This is a genomic window from Mycobacterium szulgai (assembly GCF_002116635.1).
GTDB classification, from domain to species: domain Bacteria; phylum Actinomycetota; class Actinomycetes; order Mycobacteriales; family Mycobacteriaceae; genus Mycobacterium; species Mycobacterium szulgai.
The window spans coordinates 232,423-250,022 of sequence record NZ_LQPW01000019.1; the positions used below are offsets into that span (position 1 = coordinate 232,423).

Sequence of the window (17,600 nt, forward strand, 5' to 3'; positions counted from 1 at the left end):
TGTTGGTGCTCAACAGATTTCCTGGTTCGCTAGCAGAGATTAGGCAACCGTTGAAAAACCTAGCACAGCCAGCGACGACCGACGGCTCAAAGCGCGCGCAATCATGCCTGGGCACGAGCATCAACATCGAAATGGATGCGGTGTGCGATGCTCTCGGTGTCGTTGAATGCGTCGCACGCCAGAGCCTAGAGATTGATGGCCATGGAATACACCGGCACAGATAAGCGAGATCCCGGCAAGCTCGATGCCCGGCTGCTCCGAATAGCCGCCGTGTGTGTCTTGGGCTCGATGATGGCCACTCTGGACATGACGGTCGTCACCGTCGCGCAACGCACCTTCATAACCACCTTCGACTCGACTCAGGCCGTCGTGGCATGGACGATAACCGGCTACCGGCTTGCGCTGGCCGCGGTGATCCCACTGGCCGGATGGGCGGCCGACCGGTTCGGCACCAAACGGCTGTTCATCGCATCAGTTCTGGTGTTCACACTTGGCTCGCTGCTGTGCACGACGGCGCCAAACATCAGTCTGCTCATAGCCTTTCGAGTAGCGCAGGGCCTTGGTGGCGGCATGCTAGTGCCGCTGATCCTCACCATCATGACCCGCGAGGCAGGTCCAAAGAGGATGGGCCGCGTGATGGCGGTGCTGGGCATCCCGGTGCTGCTGAGTCCGGTCTTCGGTCCGGTCCTGGGCGGCTGGCTTATCGACGCTTACGGCTGGCAGTGGATCTTCTGGATCAACCTACCGGTGGGTGTGATTGCGCTAGTCCTGGCCGCGATCGTTTTCCCGCAAGACAGCCCGGCGCCATCAGAAACCTTCGACTTCATCGGCATGCTGCTGCTGTCACCCGGCTTGGCGACGTTCTTGTACGGCGTATCGGTGATTCCGAGTTGCACGGTAACCGATGGTCGGGTGTGGATACCGGTGACCATCGGATCGGTCTTGATCATCGGGTTCGTCTTGCACGCCCTCTTTCGAACGGATCATCCGCTGATCGATCTGCGGTTGTTCACCAACCACGTGGTCGCGCTGGCCAACGCGGCGATGTTTCTGCTCGCGACGTCCTTTTTCGGCGCTGGGCTACTCTTCCCCAGCTACTTTCAGGAGTTGCTGCACCAGACGCCACTGCAGGCAGGGATGAGCATGGTCCCGCGCGGACTCGGCGCCATGGTCACGATGCCGTTCGCGGGCTTGCTGATGGACAAACGAGGACCGGGCAAGATCCTGCTGGTTGGCGTTGCATTGATCGCCGCGGGCATGGGCGTGTTCGCTTGCGGCGTTGCCCGACAGGCGGATTACTTCCCGACCCTGGTAGCCGGGTTGACGATCATGGGACTGGGCATGGGCTGCACAATGATGCCGCTGTCCGCAGTGGCGGTGCAGACCCTGGCCCCCCGCCAAATCGCCCGCGGTTCGACGTTGATCAACGTCAATCAGCACGTGGCCACCTCGGTTGGGACCGCGCTGCTATCGGTGATTTTGACCAGTCAGTTCAATCGCAGCGCCACCATCACCGCCGCACACAAGATCGCTGTACTGCACGAACACTCGGCTCGGCGCGGGGTATCGCCAGATCCGGCTGCGCTGCCGCAACAGGCTTCGACCGCCGATTTCCAGCGCAACCTGTTGCACGATCTTTCGCACAGCTACACCGTGGTGTTCGTGGTCGCGGCCGTCCTGGTGACCTCGACATTCATTCCAGTGGCATTGCTGCGAAAGAAAACGGTCATGAATGCACGGCTCATGGGTGCAGGCTCCACTGACCGTAATCCTGGGCAAGGACGTCGTTGACGTCGACTTCGTGTCCACCGACTTTTGGCCCTGGATTCGACGCGGTGCTCACCACGCGTTGGTAGAGGACTGCGGCGGGGTCGACCCGACCGTGCGACCAGGCCTTGGTCTGCCAGGCCCAGCGGTGGCCGGGGGTGCGCGAACTTCCGATAACGCCGTCGGCGGCCGCCCACTGGCACACATCGATACCGCCGTACACGCCGGTGCGCTGCACCCCTAACACCGAGTTGATTCCGCGAAACCACTTCAGCGCCAGAGTGTTCCAGGTGTCGTGGCTTATGTCCTCGTCGATCGTAAAGAAGATTGGGGCACTTTGACCGCCGCCCGCCGCGGTATGCAGCTTCCAGGCGGTGCGAGCGTCGGCGACGCCGCCGTCGAACCCGCGCTTGAAGTCCGATGATGCCGTCCCGCCTGGCTTGCCGTATTGGTAGTTGCTGACGATCATCAGCCCTGCTGCTTTGAGTTGCTCGGCGTAGGGCCGGGTGATCGGTTTGGCGCCAAAGGACGAACCGGGCCGCGACAGTGAGACGTAGTTGATGACGCCGGTATAGCCAGCGGCTCGAATGTGTTCTGCTGGAATCTGGCTCTGGGCAAAGTCGATCAGTTTGGGAGTCGCAGCAGCCGCCGCTGGGGCGGCGACAGATGCCATGGCCGATGCCGTAGCCAACGCTGGCATTGCGGACATCGCGATGGTGCAACGCAATACGTCACGCCGGGAAATTGGGCGCGGGCGCCGGAGGTGTCGACACACCGACATGTCCATCGCGTGATGTTAACAATGTGACTGCTGTGAAAAGACGGTGTGTTTGAGCTGATATCAATTCGCGTCCGTGTCGTTCTCCGGAGCGAGTCGGTGGTTAAGGGAGTCGGATCTGGGTCGCCGCTTTGCCTAGGCGGTGTTCGGGTCGGCCAGATCCACGTCTGGTGCCAGATCGCTGACCCGCACCGCGGTGAACGGCGTAACGACCGGGCCACACGGCGCCTCCAAACCAGTGCTGGCGCCTACGAATGTTCCATCCGCCCGGGCTTGAAAGGACAGTGTTTCGCTGCCCTGGTTGATGGCGTTGTTGCAGGTATACATTCGCCATCTGGTGCCTGCCCATTGGCCTTTGTCTTCGCGGAAGACGATGGTGCGTTCGTAAGGTGGTTGCAGCCACTTCGCCCCGATCGACGTGTCCGCCGCCGTCGCCACACACCCCGAGGGCGGGCACGCGGAGCGAATCGCAATCACGGTCGACGAGGGCGTAACCGGGTGAGGCTTGCCGTCCAACGTCTGTTTACTGCCGTCGAAGTCGAACCGATACATGCCGTCAGCCAACGCGGCTGCTGCCGCGGTTCCGGGTGCGACAAAGGCGATTGCTGAGTCCACCGCGGCCAGGACCAAGGCGACGAGAAGTACGCGGAGAATTTTCATGTGTCAGCCTCCTGCCGGCTGCCGGGGCGCATCCATGGCGCCCATCGAACAATCATCACAGAGGAAGCGTCGAAGCAGGCTGTTCCCGCAAAATTCCTGAGCGGGGAGGTGCGGCCCACGAATATCACCTCCCCGCCGATATTGACTTGCGCCGTATCGCGCGATGGCGTAAACCCGTTGCCGTGACCGCCCACCAAGTCGACGGCTACAAGCTGCTGAACTTCGCCAGCCACGTCGACCCCAACACCATCGAACAGGCAAAGCAAACGGCCGCAATGCCTTTCGTGTACCCACATGTAGCACTCATGCCAGATGCGCACAGCGGCAGAGGATCTGCCGTCGGCACCGTGATACCTACGGATGGCGCGGTGATCCCCGCAGCCGTCGGCGTGGACATAGGTTGCGGGATGGTGGCCGCACGCACCCGGTTCACCGCCGAGGACCTTGTCGACAAGAGTCTTGCCGATCTCCGTGAATCACTCGAGTCGGCGATACCGTTGTCACCAGGCAATTACAACAAGTCCACCACCAGGTTCGCCTTCACCAAGCACCGGATCGACACGCTCTACGATCTGGCGCGCTCGCAGCACATCGACCTGTCGCACTCGCCGAAGTGGCCCGAGCAACTCGGATCCCTCGGTGGCGGAAACCATTTCATCGAGCTATGTCTCGACGAACAAGACCGGGTCTGGATGTTCCTGCACTCCGGTTCCCGTGGCGTCGGCAACAAGATCGCCCAACGCCACATCAAGACCGCGCAGCAACTCTGCAAGCGATCTCATATCTCGCTGCCGAACCAGGACCTGGCCTATCTATCGCAAGGCACACCCGAATTCGATTCTTATCTAAGGGAATTGAACTGGGCGCAAAAGTTCGCCTACGAGAACCGCAACGAGATGATGGATCGTTTCCGGCAAGCCTTTGCGCACTGGATGGGGGTCGAGTCGCAGCGCGTCGAAGTCGAGAGAACGAATTGCCACCACAATTACACCCAGCTGGAGCGCCACGGCGGACGCGATGTCTGGCTGACCCGCAAGGGGGCCGTCGACGCGCACGATGGTGTTAAAGCGATCATCCCCGGCTCAATGGGAACCCGCTCCTACATCGTGCGCGGTAAAGGCAATTCGGCCGGCTTGTGCTCGGCGCCGCACGGCGCCGGCCGGCGCTTCTCCCGCACCGAAGCACGGCGCCGGTTCACCGCCGATGACCTGGCGGCCCGAATGCACGGCATCGAGTACCGGCACGGCGATCAGTGGGTAGACGAAATCCCCGACGCCTACAAGGACATCGACGTCGTCATGGCCGATGCCGCCGATCTCGTCGAAGTCGAACACGAACTGCGCCAGGTGCTCAATGTGAAAGGCACGTGATCAAGCGAGCGATTCCCAGAACCGGGTCAGCGCCGCCGCACCGCGAGCCGGGTCCTGCACCATCCACCAGTGCCCCAGTCCGTCAAGCACTTCCGTGTGTGCGCCGGCTCGTTCGGCCGCGCGGCGACGGATCGTCTCGGAACCGACGAAGATGTCCTCGGTGGCCAACAGCGATAGGCCGGGCCGCACCGCCGCGCTCTCCAGCGTCCGGCCGGCTTCGGCGATCGCCGGTTGCCGCGCCGAACGGTAGAGCGCCAGGATGGCCCGGCCCATATCCGGGCCTTGCGCGGCGGCCAGTGACGCTGCGATGTCGTTGGGTATGCCGAACCCGGCCATCTGGGCGGTCCGGTCCTCGAGCGTCCCGCCCAGCATGGTCTCGATGAGCTGTTCGCCGTCCCCGGGCGTCTGCCAGACCTGGGCCAGGTCGTGCCAGACGTAGTCGGGGTCGAAGACGCCCAGGATGTCGCTGGCCCAGCTGCGCACCAGTTCGGGCCGATGCATCACCAGATTCACTACGTGACCGCCGCCCCAGTCATGACCGACGAGGTCGACCGGTTCCCCAGTGGATTCCAGCTCGCGCTCCAGCCAGTCGCGGTAGGCAAGGAAAGTCGCCGGGAAGTCGTCGGGCAGCGGCGCACCGAAACCCGGCGGCGAAAGACACACCACGTCTTCGCGGCCCAGGGCGCTGAGCAGCGGGCCCCAGATCGCGTCGGTTTCGGGATTGCCATGGACCAAAACGACCGTCACTGTGTCCTCCAATGTGCGCCGATGCGTGCTTTACGCTAGCTGGTGTGCGTCCGCGCCGATCGGCCCTCTACCTGCCCGGCAACAACGCCCGGGCAATGCGGAAGGGCCAAACACTGCCGGCTGACGTGTTGATCTTCGATCTCGAGGATGCCGTCGGCCCCGATGCGAAGGTCGACGCACGGCGCGCGGTATGCGAGGCGGTCTCGTCCGGCAGCTACCGGCCGCGCGAAATCGTGGTACGCATCAACGGCTTTGGCACCGACTGGCACGACGACGACCTGGCCGCCGTGGCTGAATCGCCCGCTGACGGAGTCCTGGTGCCGAAAGTCGGTACCGGGCAACAGGTCCGGGATCTGGTCGCCGGCCTGCAGCGGCTGGGTGCATCGGATTCGTTGCAGCTGTGGGTGATGGTCGAAACACCCGGGGCATTCTTGCGGACCGAGGAGATCGCCTCGGCCAGCGATCGCCTGGCCGTGCTGGTTGTCGGCACCAACGACCTGGTCAACGAGCTGCACGGACTTCATGTCCCCGCACGCGCGCCGGTCGTGCCCGCGTTGGCGCTGGCTGTCCTGGGCGCCCGGGCTGCCGGCAAGGTGGTGCTGGACGGTGTATTCAACGCCATCAATGACGATGCGGGGTTCACCGCCGAGGCGCGCCAAGGCCGCGAGATGGGTTTTGACGGCAAGACTTTGATCCATCCGTCTCAGATTGTTCCGGCCAATGAGGTGTTCGGTCCGTCGGAGAAAGAGGTGGCCGATGCCGGCAAAATCGTGTCGGCCTACGAGCGGGCCCAGGCCGCCGGGGAAAGTGTCATAACGATCGACGGCCGCATGATCGAGAGCCTGCATGTACGTGAGGCGCAGCGCATTCTTGGCTTGGCGCAGCGCATCTCCGAACTGGAATCGCAAAGCGGGTCACTGTGAGGCTGTCAGCCCCGTTTCGTCAACTTGGTGGTGTCAATGGGAGAACACCGCTAATCCGCCGGGTTCGTGGTCAAGCACCTGGCGGTTGACGATCATCGTGTACGCGAAGTACACGGCGCCCACCCCGAGCAGGCCGGCCACGATCGTTATTGGCACGAATGCTGTTGCGGGCGAGACCAAGATGACGATCGCGCAGATCGACCACACCAGTGCGGCGATCGAGATGGGCGGCTCGAACCGTCCGATGTCAAAGGCGCCTTCCTGACGGTCTAGCGCGACATCGCAAAGATCATCCTCGAGCAACCGGTCAGGGTCACCATGCCGCCGCCGAAGAAGGCAATCGCTATGGCCACGAGGAAGATTCGTTCGGTGACAGTCGATTCGATACGCCGCCGCAGCGCGAGCCACGCAATGAGACCGTGATGTTTCAAATCATATGTCAATGACTGTGATGAGTAGCCCTAAGTATCAGGGGTGGAGTGGCACCTCGGCGGTAAGCCTGCGGATGGCGTCGGTCAGCGCATCGATGCCCAGCGGGGTTCCGGTGATGAGCGCGCGCAGCGTGGCGCCGTCGAGCAGCGCGGTGACGGCCTCGGCGGCTCGCCGGCCGATGCGCGGCTCCAGCAGGGTGACCAGACCGTCCGGCCACAACCGGGCCAGCCCCTGCAATTCCGGTCGATGGGTCGCCGCGAGATAGAGCTCATTGAGCGTGCGGTGCCGGTCGGGGTCGGCCAGATACTCGGTGACGAGGCGGGCCAGGGTGGCGGGCAGGTCCTCGTTCTCGTCGAGCCGGCGGCGCCATTCCTCGAGGTCCTCGGCTGACGAGGTCGCGGCGTGCGCGAGCGCGGCTTCGCGCAGCGCGCCGAGGTCGCTGAAGTAGTAGGTCGTGGACCCGACTGGCACCTCGGCCTCGGCCGCTACCCGGCGGTGGGTCAGCGCGCCAAGGCCCTGGCGCGCGATCACCCGCCCCGCCGCCTCGACAATCGCCTGGCGGCGACCGGCGGGATCACGCGGGCGACGGTCGGACATCGCGGTCAATGCGCCCCGGTCAGGTTCAGAGTCACCACGCCGCCGATGATCAGCCCTACCCCGACGATTTTTGATAGCGAGAGCGTTGACCCGAGAAACAGCACGGCGATGAGCACGATGGCGGCGGTACCGATCGCCGACCACAGCGCATAGGCGACATCGGTCTGCATCCCGCGCGATATCGAGGCCGCCAGCAGTGCGAAAGCGATTCCGTAGCCGCCCAGGCAGACCACGGTCGGCCAAAGCCGGCTGAAGCCTTCGGTGCTCTTGAGCAAGCTGGTCGCCACCACCTCGGCGAATATCGCGCAGAGAAGAAATAGATAAGCCAACACCGCCTCCTTGTGTACGAATGTACATGTACAAACGTACACTAAAAATATCGTCCCGTGAACCGCCCGGTAGGCGACAATGGCCACACCCGTGGCTACGCGAGGAGGCGACCATGCGGCCTTGGATCATTTGGGGTGGCGGGCTGCTGGCGTACGTCGTCGCTGTGCTCGACCGCACCACGATGGGCGTCTCGGGTCTGGACGCCGTGCAGCGCTTTGCCGTCACGCCCGGCGTGCTCTCGGTATTCGTAGTGGTTCAGGTCATCGTGTACACCGTGGCGCAGGTCCCCGCGGGATTGCTGCTCGACCGATTCGGCTCCAAGTTGCTGATCAGCGCGGGCGCGCTGGTGATGGCCGTCGGTCAGTTCGTCCTCGCGTTCGCGGTATCGATGCCGGTGGCTATTGCCGCTCGCGCGGTGGTGGGTCTGGGCGATGCACTGACCTTCATCTCCGTGGTCAAACTCGCCTCATATTGGTTTCCCCCCGGTCGTGTCCCGCTGGTCACCCAGCTGACTTTCATCGGCGGTCAACTGGGTCAGGTGCTGTCGGCCGTGCCGTTTCTCGCGATTCTCACCGGGGCGGGATGGACCGCCGCCTACACCTCGGCCGGCGCCCTGGGCGTGATGTCCGCGGCTATCTGCCTAGCGCTCATCCGGGATACTCCGCACGGGCACTCGGCCGGTATCGACAGCCCAAGCCTTCGCGAACTGCTGGCCAGCGTCAGGAGCGTGTGGGCGAACCCGGGTACGCGGTTGGGCTTCTTCGCGCACATGGGTAGCACCTTCCCAATCATGGTGTTCAACTACATGTGGGGCGTCCCGTATCTCACCGAGGCCCAAGGCGTGTCAACCAACGTCGCCGGCTCGCTGCTCACCCTCTCGGTGGTGGCGACGACGGCTTCCGGCATCGCGTTCGGCGTCTGGACCGGGCGGCATCCGCAGCGGCGTTTGCTCATGGTGCTGACCATGATCGCCGGCAATGCGTTGGCCTGGACGGTGGTATTGGCGCTGCCGCACCGCGCGCCGCTGTGGCTACTGGCTGTGCTGGTTGTCGTGATGGCAACCGGCGGTCCCGCCTCGATGGTGGCGCTGGATTTCGCGCGCACCTTCAACCCGAGCACGACGCTGGGTATCGCAAAGGGCCTCGTCAACATGGGCGGCTTCACCGCGGCGCTGCTGGTCATGCAGATCATGGGCCAAATCCTCGAGGACGCCGACGATTACTCGTTCACCTCGTTCCGGCTGGCCTGGCTGGCGCTCTACCCCGTCTGGTTGATCACCGTCATCGCCCTCTTCGTCACTCGAGGTAAAGCGTTACGGCAGAACGAAGTTGAGCATCGGCATCATGCCGCCACGACTAACGTGGTGCCATGACGAAGAATCTCCATTGCCGACTCGCGGGATATACGCCCGCTGTGCTGAGCCTATTCCGGCTGGTCTACGGTTTGATGTTCGCCGGATACGGCTCGATGATCCTCTTCGGCTGGCCGGTAGCGTCACCGCACGCGTTCGAGTTCGGCTCCTGGCCCGGGTGGTACGCCGGGGTGATCGAACTGGTCACCGGGCTCTTGATCGCAACCGGATTGTTCACCCGCGTCGCGGCCTTTCTCGCCTCGGGGGCAATGGCGGTTGCGTATTTCTGGATGCATCAGCCCCGCTCGCTATGGCCGATCGGCGATCCGCCAGCGGGCAACGGCGGAATTTTGGCAATCCTGTTCTGCTTCGGGTTTTTCCTGCTGGTATTCGCCGGACCCGGCAGTCATTCCATTGACGCCCTGCGCTGCGCGCGAATCAAATCCTCATCACGTTGATGTTCCAGTACGTTCGGCGCAGAAGAGCCGCTTGGGTTCGGGGTAGGTGACGGCCCGGGTGTGCTGAGGGCACTTGGACGTGTCGGTGGTGCCGTCGACTCGTTTGGCGATTCTGATCGTGCCGGCCGTCGAGCAGGTCGCATGGCGGACGGTTTTGCCGTCGTGCTCGGACACATAGCACTGGCCCTGAAGGAGGTTGGGGGCAAAGCACATTCGGACACCACGGTGTTCAGCGGATAAGTAGGAGCTGTCGTTGCGCTTGCCGTCCGGGCAGTTCCCCGCTGTGTCGGCGTTGGCAGCGTATTGAAGTACGGCTTCGGCATTGCTGCAGCTGCTCGATTTCCATGGACCGTTGCCGTTCAGGATGTCATTGGTGTAGCAGTCGCCGATCGCCGGGCGATCATGCCGAGCGGCCACTGTGACGACAATGGAGGCGAACGTCAGCACACCCAGCACCAGCAAGACTGCGCCGCTGACGATCATGCCGGTGCCTCCCGGCTTGCGCGGCGGCGGCGCCATGGGCGGCATGGGCGGCATGGGCATCGGCGGCGGGTAAGCGGCCGGATACGGGGGCGGATAGCCTTGCGGCACTGGGGGATAACCCGGTGGCGCAGGTGGATACCCGGTCCAGGCTTGCTTGCGTGACGACGACCGCTTGCGCAAGCCGAGAATCAACAGGGTCAAGCCCGCTGCTGGGAACACCAGCAGACCGGCGATGCGGCCCACCAGCGCCGCGGAGTCGACGGCGGTCGCTAGATAGCTGACGTTCATGGATTCGGCTGCCGTCAGCTGTCGAGGTTGGTGCCGGTGGTGAGCTGCTCCCACGCCGCGATCTCGTTCGACCGCCGCTCTGCGATGTAGCGATAGGCCATCAGCGCGTCGGCGCCGAGCAGCAGGAAGGCGGGCGGTTCGGACGACTCGACGGCGGCGATGATCGCGGCGCCGGCCTTGGCCGGATCGCCGGGTTGGGTGCCGTGCATGGTGTCGTTCTCCTTGCGGCGCTGCCCGGCGGTTTCGGCGTAATCGTCGATGACAGTGGGGGATTGGACGAGTGAGCGCCCGGCGAAGTCGGTGCGGAAGGCGCCCGGCTCCACGACGGTGACCGAGATGCCCAGCGGCGCGAGTTCGCCATGCAGGGCCCCGCTCATGCCTTCCAGGGCTGCTTTGGCCGCCGAGTAATAGCCGGAGCCCACCGGGGTCAACTGCACGCCGATCGAGGAGATGTTGACGATTGCGCCGCAGCGCCGGGCCCGCATGTTCGGTAGCACGGCCTTGATCATCGCGACGGCGCCGAAGAAATGCGTTTCGAACAAGCTGCGGACGTCGGCATCCTGGCCCTCCTCGACGGCGGCGCGATATCCGTAGCCCGCGTTGTTCACCAGAACGTCAATGCTGCCGAACCGCTCGTGAGCCCGCTGCACCGCCGAGACGACCTGGTCGGGGTTGGTGACGTCAAGGGCGACGGCCAGAACCCGTTCGGGTGCGGCGTCGGCAAGGTCGGCGACCCGGCCGGCGTCTCGTGCGGTGGCGACGACGTTGTGGCCGGCGCCGACTACGGCCTCGGCCAGGGCGCGGCCGAGTCCGCTCGAACAGCCGGTGATGAGCCAAGTGGACACGGGACTGTCTCCTCTATATCAGCGGTCACATGCCTTGCCGGCGAAGCGCTGGTCTGTTTGCCCGCCTCCTAGCGACAACCGTAGTGGGCGCCCACGTGTGGCGGCGAGGTGATGTCGCCAGGAGGCGGGCAAACACGCTGTCCACCAGCACAGAAACTACTGGGTGGGCTGCAACCCTCATGCAATGCAACGTGGCTGCAAACGTTGCCGGCGTGGCCCTCTCACACCCGTGCCGGGGCACGCCGCTCCAGCCGGAAGGTGCGTTTGAAGCCCGACGGCTGCGTCGTGAGGGTTACCTCGACCGCGCCGCTGGGCGCAACGACGTAGCGCTCCTCGACATCAGGTCCGTCGTTCCAGCGGCCGACCGGCTGGCGTCGCAGATCCTCCTGATCGCGCAGGGCCGGGTCGAAGGGGAAGAGCACCGAATCATATGGCGTGACGTCGCCGTCGGGGCGGCCGTCGACCAGCCGGCTGCACTCGACGAACCGGAAATGCCCGATGTTGTGCGCAGCCCGATAGGTCCGTTTGACGACGAGCGGGGTGTGCCCGTCGTCGGGAAGTGCGGCGTCCTTGGGGACGATCGGATCGAACACGACATCGTCGCCGGCCCGCGCCTCCCGGAAGACCCCGAAGTGGCGCGAAAAGCGTTCGGACAGAGCGAAATCCGATTCGTGGTCCAGGAAGACCGCCAAGCCGATGGCGGTGGCCGCGAAGGGATGCGGGGAGCGTTTGATGCGCTTGTCGCCGAACGCCGAGCGCAGCATCCGCGCCACCAGGGGGAAGCCTCCGGCGCCGCCCACGACGTAGATTCCGGCCACTTCGGACCACGCCACGTCACCACGGGCCGGGTCGTGCAGGACGCGGTCGAGCAACTTCATCGTCTTGTCGACCAACGGCGCACACGCCGAGTACACGTCATCGATGCTGCACGCGAACGGTGGCCGGTCCGCGGCGCCGAGGTCGACCAGGAAGCGCCGGGTCTGCGGGCCGACGGCTTCCTTGCGGGCCGCGCATTCGTCCCTTAGCACGTCGATTGTGTCGGCGGGAAGGTCTCGAAGGCCTGCAGCGTCGCGCACCAGCTGCAGGATTGCCTCGTCGAAGTCGTCGCCGCCCAGACGCTGGATGCCCTCGCTGACCACTACCTCGTTCACGTGCCCGGTCATCTTCAGCAATGACGCGTCGAAGGTGCCGCCACCAAGGTCGTAGATGAGGACGTACTCGCGTTTGGCGGTGATCGTGGAGCGGTACCGATGGGCGTATTCCAGGCCCGCGGCCGATGGCTCGTTCAGCAGTGCGACGACGTCAAAGCCCGCCGCCACAAAGGCATCCAGCGTCAGCAGGCGCTGGGCGCTCGAGGCATTGGCGGGCACGCTGATCGCGGCCTCGACGGTCTCTGCGGGCGTCAGACCGGCGTTCGATCGATCGTGCAGGTCGCTTTTCAGCTGAGCGAAGAAGCCGGTGAGCAGATCGGCCAGCCGGTGGTTGCGGCCGGCCAGAGTCACCTCGGTGTGCGGCCCGGCCTCGTTGAGCAGCCGCTTGACCGATCGCAGCGTCGACCATCCTGGTTGGTGGCGCACGGCGGCGGCGTCCAAGCCGTAGCGCAATTCACCGGCGGCGTTGGCGGCGACGAGCGATGGCCAGGTATCGGCGCCGTCGAAGGAGACGACGGGATAGTTGCCCCGGTCGACGAGCGCAACGACGGTGTGGGTGGTGCCGAAGTCGATACCGACTCTCATTCCGACCAAGTCTAGGCCGGTGCACGCCCTGCGGCATGCTTCCTCAGTCGGCGTGCCGAGCCCATTGTCTTTGCAGGTCCCGCTCCGCAGCCGTGGGAATCAGTCCCGCGGGTGCGAACCTCTTGGACGGTACCGGTTCGTCCTCGCTCAGCGGCCTGCCGCCGCCGCGAATCGCTTTGTGCGCCACGAGAATTCCGGTAATGAATACGATCACGACGACGAGCGCGAAAATGACCGACAGGGTGCCCTGGACGAAGGTGTTCCTGATGACCTGGTCCAGCTCGTACGCGTTCTTCGCCGAACCGAATGCCGCCTTGCCGGCTTCTTTGGCTGCCAGGTACTGGAAATGTTGCGTCCAGTAGCCAACGGCCGGATCGCCGGAGAAGATCTTCTGCCACGACGCCGTCAGCGTGACCACCAGGTCCCACAGCAGCGGAGCCCCCGGTATCCACGCCCACTTCAGCAGGCCCTTCTTGATCACCACGACGGTGATGACACTGAGCGCGATGGCGGCCAGTAACTGATTGGCGATCCCGTACAGCGGATAGAGCGTATTGATGCCGCCCAGCGGATCGGTCACGCCCATCAGCAGGATGCTGCCCCACGCGGCGACCACGGCGAGGGTGCAGATCCATACGCCGGGGCGCCAGCTCGGGTTTCGCAGTTTGTGCAGCGGGCCGCCCAAGTTACTCAGCGTGTCGGAGAGCATGAAGCGGTTAACCCGGGTGCCTGCGTCGAGCGTGGTCAGGATGAACAGGGCCTCGAACATGATCGCAAAGTGGTACCAGAACGCCTTGAACCCCGCGCCGCCGAACACCCGCTCAAGCACCTCGGACATACCCAAGGCCAGCGTCGGTGCTCCGCCGGTACGCGACACGATCGACTGCTCGCCGACGCTGCGCGCGGCTTGACTGATTTGCTCGGCGGTCGTCGGGGCGCCCGTCAGGCCGAGCTTATTGACGTATTCCGCCGCGGTGGCGGCGGTCCCGCCGGTCTGCGCCGGCGGCGCGTTCAGCGTGAAGTAGAGGTGCTGGTTGATGATCGACGCGGTAATCAGCGCCATGATCGCGACGAACGACTCGGTGATCATGCCGCCGTAGCCGATCAGCCGCATCTGACCTTCCTTCTCCAGCAGCTTGGGCGTCGTCCCGGACGAGATCAGCGAGTGAAATCCGGACAGCGCGCCACAGGCGATGGTGATGAACAGAAACGGGAACAGCGAACCGGCGAACACCGGCCCGTTGCCTCGGTTGGCGAACTGCGAGACCGCGGGCGCGTGCAGGACCGGGTGCGCGATGCAGATGCCGATCGCGAGCACGGCGATGGCACCGACCTTCATGAACGTCGAGAGATAGTCGCGTGGCGCCAGTAACAACCACACCGGCAGCACCGAAGCAGCGAAACCATAGCCGATGAGGCACCAGCACAAGGTGACCGGAGACAGGCTGAACCAGGATGCGCCCCAAGATGTTTCGGCTATCCAGTGGCCTGATGCCACGGCTGCCAGCAGCAGTGCGAAGCCGATCACCGATACTTCGCCCACCCGCCCCGGACGCAGGAATCGCAGATAGCAGCCCATGAAGAGGGCAATGGGGATGGTCATGGCGATGGAGAACACGCCCCAAGGGCTCTGGGCCAATGCCTTCACCACGATCATTGCCAGCACCGCGATCAGGATCACCATGATAACGAGCGTTCCGATGAGGGCTGCGGCTCCGCCGATGGCGCCGAACTCGTCGCGGGCCATCTGGCCCAGGGAGCGCCCCCGGCGGCGGGCGGAGATCCACAGCACCAGGTAGTCCTGCACGCAACCACCCAGCACCGCGCCGACGATGATCCAGATGCTGCCGGGTAGGTAACCCATCTGGGTGGCCAGCACCGGTCCGACGAGTGGGCCCGCTCCGGCGATGGCGGCGAAATGATGGCCGAACAGCACCCGACGGTCGGTCGGCACGTAGTCGGTGCCGTCCTCGAAGGCCTCGGCCGGCGTGGCGTGATCGTCGCGCGGGCGCACGATCTTCATTTCAATCAGCCGGGCGTAGAACCGGAACCCGATGATGTAGGTGCAGCTCGCGGCCACCACCAGCCACACCGCGTTCACCGTCTCGCCGCGGACGAACGCGACGACCGCCCAGGCGATGGCGCCGATCACCGCGATGACGGCGAAGAAGATCCGGTGCCGCACGGTGATGGGGGAGCGGTCGATGATGGCTACCGGCGGCAGGCCGGTGTCGGTGCTGATGTAGGTGACGTGGGTGTCTCGCTCGGTGAAACGCTCTGTCACGGCGAAAACCCTACGCGGATGGAAGGATCACCGCTGTCCTGAGCGTGATATCGGATGCGCTATCGCGTTTGGAAGTGGGTCATGCTCCTCCTTGCCGGGACGGGTGTGACTGTTGTGAGGCCAGATCAGTACAGCGCGCGCACAGTCTCGATGGTGTCGGCCTCGGCCGGTGGCTTGTCATCGCGGTAACGCACCACGCGGGCAAAGCGCAGCGCGACGCCACCGGGGTAGCGAGTGGATCCCTGGACGCCGTCCAGAGCGATCTCAACCACCTGTTCGGGTCTGAGCTCGACGACATATCCGTCGGTGCCACCGACGGCGAGTTCGGTGAATCGCGCGGTCTGCCATTCCAGCATGGCGTCGGTCATGCCCTTGAAAGTCTTGCCCACCATGACGAATCGGCCCGAGGCCGGATCCCTTGCGCCCAGATGGATATTGGACAGCTTTCCACGGCGGCGTCCCGAACCCCACTCCACAGCCAGCACCACCAGGTCGAGCGTGTGCACCGGCTTGACCTTCAGCCACCCGGCTCCGCGCCGGCCCGCAAGGTAAGGCGCGGCCGGGGACTTGGCCATCACCCCCTCATGCCCGGCGGCCAGCGTCGCGTTCAGAAACGCGGCGGCTGCCGTTTCGTCGGAGGTGACCAATCTGTCCACGCGGTGGCGAGCGGGCACGAATTCGTCCAATTGGGCCAGCCGATCCGCGGTGGACGCATCCAGCAGGTCCACACCGTCGCGGTGCAGGACATCGAAGAAGAACACCGAAAGCGGTTCGGCCCCTTGGGCCGAAAGGGACTGAGTGACGTCGACCGATCGGCCGAACCGCGACGCGGTGACCTGGAAGCGCTCCGGACGGTTGTCGGGACGCAGCGCGATCGCCTCGCCATCGGCGATCAGGTCCCGTACCGGAAGCGCCAGCGTGGCCTCCACCACCTCGGGCAGCCTCGCGGTGACGTCGTCGAGGCTTCGGGTGTAGACGGTCACCTGGTCGCCGGAGCGATGAATCTGCACTCGTGCTCCATCCAGCTTCGCCTCGAAAACCGCTGTGCCGCCGTGGCGTTCGAGCGCATCGGCGACACCGGTCGAGGTCTGCGCGAGCATGGGGCCAACCGGCCGGCCCACCCGCAGGGTGAAAGCGTCCAGCGCCGGCGCGCCACCGGAAAGACCGGCCGCCGCGACCGCGGGCAGATCCCCGCCCAGCATCGCCGCGCGCTGCACCGCGGCGGTGGGGATATCGGCGGCCTTGGCGACCGCGTCGGCCATGATGCCGGCCAGCGCGCCTTGGCGCAGCTCACCACCGAGTAGTCGCACCAGGAAGTTCTGCTCGGATTCGGTTGCCCCAGAGAACAATTCGGCCAATAGTGCCCCCCGCCGGGCCTGCGATCCCTGGCCCGACACAGCACCGATCGCGGAGAACATGTCATCGACACCGGCGACGGTGAGCATCGGCTCGGCGGCCGGCGCCGGCAGTGAACGCAACGACGCCCAGCCGACGCCGATCTGACGTTGCCGCAGCTCACCGGACAGCCACGACACTATGGTCGCGACCAATTGTGGGTCGGGCGCGGCACGGCGCAGCAGGTCGGCAATGCGCGCTACTTTCGTCAGCCGCGACGAGGTAAGACCCACTTCGGCCGAGGTGGCGGCCACATCGACAAGAAGCACGAATTCAGCTTGGCATGGCTCGCCGACAACCCGGTGGCGCGGACACGCTAGCGTTACAAATTATCGTGATTCTGACACGCCACACAAGGGAGGTCCGGATGGAGATCAGCGGGAAGAAGGTCGTCGTGATCGGCGGCGCGTCGGGGATGGGTCGGGCCAGTGCCGAACTCCTGGCCCAGCGTGGCGCACAGGTGGCCGTGCTGGACCGCGAGGGTTCCGACGGCAAGGCCGTTGCCGACGGGTTCGGCGGCAAGTTCTACCCGGTCGACGTCACCGACTTCACCGGCACCGAGGAGACCCTCCAGGCCGCCGTCGACGACCTCGGTGGACTCCACGTGACGGTGACCACCGCGGGCGGCGGCATCGCCAAGCGCACCATGACCAAGTCCGGGCCGCACGATCTCGAATCCTTTCGCGCCGTGGTGGATCTCAATCTCATCGCGACCTTCAACATCAGCCGGCTGGCGGCCGCGCACATGAGCAAGAACGAGCCCGAAGACGAAGAGCGCGGTGTCATCATCAACACCGCGTCGATCGCGGCCTTCGAAGGCCAGATCGGTCAGGTCGCCTACACCGCCGCCAAAGCCGGCATCGCCGGTATGTGCCTGACCATGGCTCGCGACCTGGGCTCGTTGGGCATCCGGGTGCTCGCAATCGCGCCGAGTCTGTTTCTGACGGGCCTGACCGCGATGGTGCCCGACGATATGGCGGCCATGCTGGTGCGCGACGCGGCCTTCCCCAAGCGAATGGGTCGGCCCGAGGAGTATGCCAAGTTGGTGGCGGCCATCGTGGACAACCCGATGCTCAACGGCCAGTGTCTGCGACTGGACGCCGGGCAGCGGTTCGCACCCAAGTAGCCGCCTTCGAGCCTCCGCGCGCATTGAGTA

Annotated in this window: 17 protein-coding genes; 6 read left to right on the forward strand and 11 right to left on the reverse strand. The window is 64.9% G+C overall.

The features are described from left to right. Positions 1 to 201 precede the first annotated feature (201 nt). A complete protein-coding gene (locus AWC27_RS05670) occupies positions 202 to 1,791 on the forward strand; it encodes a DHA2 family efflux MFS transporter permease subunit (RefSeq protein ID WP_085669578.1) in 1,590 nt (529 codons plus the stop codon). Here the strand turns inward: AWC27_RS05670 and AWC27_RS05675 are convergent. Beyond that, positions 1,742 to 2,554, reverse strand: a complete 813-nt coding sequence (locus tag AWC27_RS05675) for a DUF1906 domain-containing protein (protein WP_085669579.1) — start codon at positions 2,552 to 2,554, stop codon at positions 1,742 to 1,744. The genes AWC27_RS05670 and AWC27_RS05675 overlap by 50 nt on opposite strands. A 126-nt stretch (positions 2,555 to 2,680) precedes the next feature. Beyond that, the gene (locus AWC27_RS05680; protein ID WP_085669580.1) at positions 2,681 to 3,205 is read right to left on the reverse strand and encodes an Rv2253/PknI dimerization domain-containing protein; all 525 of its coding nucleotides are present in this window, start codon (positions 3,203 to 3,205) and stop codon (positions 2,681 to 2,683) included. A 182-nt stretch (positions 3,206 to 3,387) separates the two neighbouring features. Between AWC27_RS05680 and AWC27_RS05685 the strand changes: the two genes are divergently transcribed. After that, positions 3,388 to 4,575 (forward strand): RtcB family protein, encoded by a 1,188-nt coding sequence (locus AWC27_RS05685; RefSeq protein WP_085669581.1) that lies wholly within the window; start codon positions 3,388 to 3,390, stop codon positions 4,573 to 4,575. On the opposite strand, the gene AWC27_RS05690 is transcribed toward AWC27_RS05685, so the two are convergent. Continuing rightward, positions 4,576 to 5,322 (reverse strand): alpha/beta fold hydrolase, encoded by a 747-nt coding sequence (locus AWC27_RS05690; RefSeq protein WP_085669582.1) that lies wholly within the window; start codon positions 5,320 to 5,322, stop codon positions 4,576 to 4,578. A gap of 44 nt (positions 5,323 to 5,366) precedes the next feature. Between AWC27_RS05690 and AWC27_RS05695 the strand changes: the two genes are divergently transcribed. Beyond that, complete coding sequence (locus AWC27_RS05695) at positions 5,367 to 6,245, forward strand: HpcH/HpaI aldolase/citrate lyase family protein (protein ID WP_245846865.1); 879 nt, start codon at positions 5,367 to 5,369, stop codon at positions 6,243 to 6,245. Between the two features lie 33 nt (positions 6,246 to 6,278). Here the strand turns inward: AWC27_RS05695 and AWC27_RS05700 are convergent, their stop codons facing one another. The 3 genes from AWC27_RS05700 to AWC27_RS05710 all read right to left on the reverse strand — a co-directional run bounded on the left by AWC27_RS05700 (position 6,279) and on the right by AWC27_RS05710 (position 7,603). Beyond that, entirely contained in the window at positions 6,279 to 6,548 is a 270-nt protein-coding gene (locus AWC27_RS05700; RefSeq protein WP_085669584.1) for a hypothetical protein, read from the reverse strand. A gap of 165 nt (positions 6,549 to 6,713) precedes the next feature. Then, complete coding sequence (locus AWC27_RS05705) at positions 6,714 to 7,283, reverse strand: TetR/AcrR family transcriptional regulator (protein ID WP_085669585.1); 570 nt, start codon at positions 7,281 to 7,283, stop codon at positions 6,714 to 6,716. After that, positions 7,280 to 7,603, reverse strand: coding sequence for a DMT family transporter (locus AWC27_RS05710; protein ID WP_085669648.1), 324 nt, complete (start codon positions 7,601 to 7,603; stop codon positions 7,280 to 7,282). The genes AWC27_RS05705 and AWC27_RS05710 overlap by 4 nt, the downstream gene beginning before the upstream one ends. A gap of 113 nt (positions 7,604 to 7,716) precedes the next feature. Here AWC27_RS05710 and AWC27_RS05715 point away from each other — a divergent pair, with 113 nt between their 5' ends. Together AWC27_RS05715 and AWC27_RS05720 are read left to right on the forward strand one after the other, a co-directional pair. Continuing rightward, positions 7,717 to 8,976 (forward strand): MFS transporter, encoded by a 1,260-nt coding sequence (locus tag AWC27_RS05715; protein WP_085669586.1) that lies wholly within the window; start codon positions 7,717 to 7,719, stop codon positions 8,974 to 8,976. Then, positions 8,973 to 9,413, forward strand: coding sequence for a DoxX family protein (locus AWC27_RS05720; RefSeq protein WP_085669587.1), 441 nt, complete (start codon positions 8,973 to 8,975; stop codon positions 9,411 to 9,413). Before AWC27_RS05715 ends, AWC27_RS05720 begins: the two co-directional genes overlap by 4 nt. On the opposite strand, the gene AWC27_RS05725 is transcribed toward AWC27_RS05720, so the two are convergent. From AWC27_RS05725 to AWC27_RS05745, 5 genes are all read right to left on the reverse strand, one after another. After that, positions 9,405 to 10,184, reverse strand: a complete 780-nt coding sequence (locus AWC27_RS05725; RefSeq protein ID WP_085669588.1) for a hypothetical protein — start codon at positions 10,182 to 10,184, stop codon at positions 9,405 to 9,407. The genes AWC27_RS05720 and AWC27_RS05725 overlap by 9 nt on opposite strands. 14 nt (positions 10,185 to 10,198) lie before the next feature. Beyond that, a complete protein-coding gene (locus tag AWC27_RS05730) occupies positions 10,199 to 11,029 on the reverse strand; it encodes an oxidoreductase (protein WP_085669589.1) in 831 nt (276 codons plus the stop codon). A 221-nt stretch (positions 11,030 to 11,250) separates the two neighbouring features. Continuing rightward, positions 11,251 to 12,765, reverse strand: a complete 1,515-nt coding sequence (locus tag AWC27_RS05735; protein ID WP_085669590.1) for an Hsp70 family protein — start codon at positions 12,763 to 12,765, stop codon at positions 11,251 to 11,253. A gap of 43 nt (positions 12,766 to 12,808) precedes the next feature. Further along, entirely contained in the window at positions 12,809 to 15,049 is a 2,241-nt protein-coding gene (locus tag AWC27_RS05740; protein WP_085669591.1) for a carbon starvation CstA family protein, read from the reverse strand. 125 nt (positions 15,050 to 15,174) lie between these two features. Then, complete coding sequence (locus AWC27_RS05745) at positions 15,175 to 16,713, reverse strand: ATP-dependent DNA ligase (RefSeq protein ID WP_085669592.1); 1,539 nt, start codon at positions 16,711 to 16,713, stop codon at positions 15,175 to 15,177. Between the two features lie 98 nt (positions 16,714 to 16,811). Between AWC27_RS05745 and AWC27_RS05750 the strand changes: the two genes are divergently transcribed. Then, entirely contained in the window at positions 16,812 to 17,570 is a 759-nt protein-coding gene (locus AWC27_RS05750; protein ID WP_083111990.1) for an SDR family NAD(P)-dependent oxidoreductase, read from the forward strand. Positions 17,571 to 17,600 lie beyond the last annotated feature (30 nt).